The organism is Streptomyces sp. NPDC048352, from assembly GCF_040651895.1.
Classification (GTDB): domain Bacteria; phylum Actinomycetota; class Actinomycetes; order Streptomycetales; family Streptomycetaceae; genus Streptomyces.
This window is the reverse complement of the sequence record NZ_JBEZKZ010000155.1, coordinates 1-3,453: the sequence shown is the minus strand read 5'-3', so window position 1 is coordinate 3,453 and position 3,453 is coordinate 1. Positions and strand designations below refer to the sequence as shown.

General features: G+C 68.6%; 2 protein-coding genes. Both read left to right on the top strand.

Features of this window, described 5'->3' with window-relative positions; all coding sequences use genetic code 11:
• Positions 1 to 189: 189 nt before the first annotated feature.
• Positions 190 to 780 carry a CDP-alcohol phosphatidyltransferase family protein gene (locus AB0D45_RS34650; RefSeq protein ID WP_362466647.1) on the top strand — a complete coding sequence of 197 codons (591 nt, stop codon included), beginning with the start codon at positions 190 to 192 and terminating at the stop codon, positions 778 to 780.
• A 101-nt stretch (positions 781 to 881) separates the two neighbouring features.
• The gene (locus tag AB0D45_RS34645; RefSeq protein WP_362466644.1) at positions 882 to 3,380 is read left to right on the top strand and encodes a mannose-1-phosphate guanyltransferase; all 2,499 of its coding nucleotides are present in this window, start codon (positions 882 to 884) and stop codon (positions 3,378 to 3,380) included.
• Positions 3,381 to 3,453 lie beyond the last annotated feature (73 nt).

The following is a 3,453-nucleotide window of genomic DNA, read 5'->3' as shown; positions in this document are numbered from 1 at the left end:
CTGCAGGGGGGACCCTGTGGGAGAGTAGGACGCCGCCGAACAATCATTGTGGGAAAGCCCCGCACCTTCTGGTGCGGGGCTTTTCTGCGTTCCGGACCCGCCCCTGCGCCAACGGAGCCGTTGGGGGACTCCTGTAGGGTCAGGGGGCATCGATTCGACCGTTTCTAGCGTCACAGTGGAGGCCCCCGGGTGGAGGTCCAGGAGACTCGGGTTCAGACTGACCGAATTTTCACCATTCCGAACATCCTGAGCATGGCTCGTCTCGTCGGCGTGCCGCTGTTCCTCTGGCTGATCCTCGAGGAGTACGACGGCTGGGCGCTGGCCGTCCTCATGCTGAGCGGCATCAGTGACTACCTCGACGGAAAGCTCGCGCGCCGCTGGAATCAGATCAGCAAACTGGGCCGGCTGCTGGACCCCGCCGCGGACCGCCTCTACGTCCTGACCACGCTCTTCGGGCTGACCTGGCGCGAGATCCTGCCCCTGTGGCTCACCGCCGCGCTCCTGGCCCGTGAGGCGATGCTGCTGGTCATGGTGTGGATCCTGCGCCGGCACGGCTATCCGCCGCCGCAGGTGAACTTCCTCGGCAAGGCCGCCACCTTCAACCTGATGTACGCCTTCCCCCTCCTGCTGCTCAGTGACGGAACCGGCTGGTTGGCCTGGATGGCGTCCGTTTTCGGATGGGCGTTCGCGGGATGGGGTACAACGCTCTATTGGTGGGCAGGAATCCTTTACGTGGTGCAAGTCCGCCGTCTGGTGAAGGCGGACGCCACGGCCGATTGAGCTCACTCGGCGCCGGTACTGACGCGGAGGAGTAGCGGAGTATCCGTCCGAGAAGGGTGACGTCGGCTGGACCGTCATCTCTCTAGGAGGACTCTTCCGACATGAAGGCCGTCGTGATGGCCGGTGGCGAAGGTACGCGGCTTCGCCCCATGACCTCAAGCATGCCCAAGCCGCTCCTGCCGGTGGCGAACCGGCCGATCATGGAGCACGTGCTGAGGCTGCTCAAGCGGCATGGGCTCAGCGAGACCGTGGTCACGGTGCAGTTCCTGGCGTCGCTCGTCAAGAACTACTTCGGTGACGGCGAGGAGCTCGGAATGGAGCTCACCTACGCCAACGAGGAGAAGCCTCTCGGCACCGCCGGCAGCGTGAAGAACGCCGAGGAGGCCCTGAAGGACGACACGTTCCTCGTCATCTCCGGCGACGCGCTGACCGACTTCGACCTCACCGATCTCATCAATTTCCACAAGGAGAAGGGCGCACTCGTCACGGTGTGCCTGACCCGGGTGCCGAACCCGCTGGAATTCGGCATCACCATCGTGGACGAGGAAGGGAAGGTCGAGCGCTTCCTCGAGAAGCCCACCTGGGGGCAGGTGTTCTCGGACACCATCAACACCGGCATCTACGTGATGGAGCCGGAGATCTTCAACTACGTCGACCCCGACGTATCGGTCGACTGGTCCGGTGACGTCTTCCCGCAGCTGATGAAGGAAGGCCGGCCGATCTACGGCTACGTCGCCGAGGGCTACTGGGAGGACGTGGGCACCCACGAGAGCTACGTCAAGGCCCAGGCCGACGTGCTCGAGGGCAAGGTCCAGGTCGACATGGACGGCTTCGAGATCTCGCCCGGCGTGTGGGTGGCCGAAGGGGCGGAGGTCAGCCCTGACGCCGTGCTGCACGGGCCGCTGTACGTCGGCGACTACGCCAAGATCGAGGCCGGGGTGGAGCTCCGCGAGCACACGGTCGTCGGGTCGAACGTCGTCGTGAAGAGCGGCGCCTTCCTCCACAAGGCCGTGGTCCACGACAACGTGTACATCGGCCCGCACAGCAACCTGCGCGGCTGCGTGATCGGCAAGAACACCGACATCATGCGGGCCGCCCGCATCGAGGACGGCGCCGTCATCGGCGACGAGTGCCTGGTCGGCGAGGAATCCATCGTCCAGGGCAACGTGCGGGTGTACCCGTTCAAGACCATCGAGGCCGGCGCCTTCGTCAACACCTCGGTGATCTGGGAGTCCCGCGGGCAGGCCCACCTGTTCGGTGCCCGGGGCGTCTCCGGGATCCTGAACGTGGAGATCACCCCCGAGCTGGTGGTGAAGCTCGCGGGCGCGTACGCGACGATGCTGAAGAAGGGCGCCATCGTCACCACGTCCCGTGACCACTCCAGAGGTGCCCGGGCGCTCAAGCGCGCGGTGATCTCGGCGCTCCAGGCCAGTGCCATCGACGTACGCGACCTGGAGAACGTGCCGCTGCCGGTGGCGCGTCAGCAGACGGCCCGCGGCGCGGCCGGCGGGATCATGATCAGGACCTCGCCCGGGGTACCGGACTCGGTGGACATCATGTTCCTCGACGAGCGGGGAGCCGACCTCTCCCAGGCCCAGCAGCGCAAGCTGGACCGGGTGTACGCACGCCAGGAGTACCGGCGTGCCTTCCCCGGGGAGATCGGTGACCTGCAGTTCCCGTCGAGCGTCTTCGACTCGTACACGGGCTCGCTGCTGCGCCGGGTGGACACCACCGGGATCGCCGATGCCGGGCTCAAGGTGGTCGTGGACGCCTCGAACGGCAGTGCGGGGCTCGTGCTGCCGAGCCTCCTCGGCCGCCTCGGTGTCGACGCGCTGACGATCAACCCCGGTCTCGACGAGTCCAGGCCGACCGAGACCCGGGAGTCCCGGCGGGCGGGGCTGGTGCGGCTCGGCGAGATCGTGGCCTCTGCGAGGGCGGCCTTCGGGGTGCGGTTCGACCCGGTGGGCGAGCGGATCTCCCTGGTGGACGAGCGGGGCCGGATCATCGAGGACGACCGGGCACTGCTCGTGCTCCTGGACCTGGTGGCCGCCGAGAAGCGCAGCGGCAGGGTGGCCCTGCCGGTGACCACGACGCGCGTCGCCGAGCAGGTGGCGGCGTACCACGGCACCCAGGTGGAGTGGACGACGACCTCGCCCGACGACCTGACCCGGGTCGGCCGCGAGGAGACCACGATCTTCGGCGGGGACGGACGGGGCGGTTTCATCGTCCCGGAGTTCAGCAGCGTCTTCGACGGATCGGCGGCCTTCGTGCAGCTGATCGGACTGGTGGCGCGGACGCAGCTCACCCTGAGCCAGATCGACGCCCGCATCCCGCGCGCGCACGTGCTCAAGCGGGACGTGCCCACCCCCTGGGCGGCTAAGGGGCTCGTCATGCGGCGGGTCGTGGAGGCGGCCGGCGACCGTCAGGTGGACACCACCGACGGCGTGCGGGTGGTCGAGGCCGACGGCCGGTGGGCGCTGGTCCTGCCGGACCCGGCGGAGGCCGTCACCCACCTGTGGGCCGAGGGCCCCGACGACGCCTCCGCGCAGGCACTGCTCGACGAGTGGGGCGCGGTCGTGGACGGAGCCGGGCAGCACTGACCGGCGGGCGTCAGCCGGGAACGCGGTTCCGGCGGGGCCGGGGGGGGGGGCCCCCCCCCCCCCCCCCCCCGGC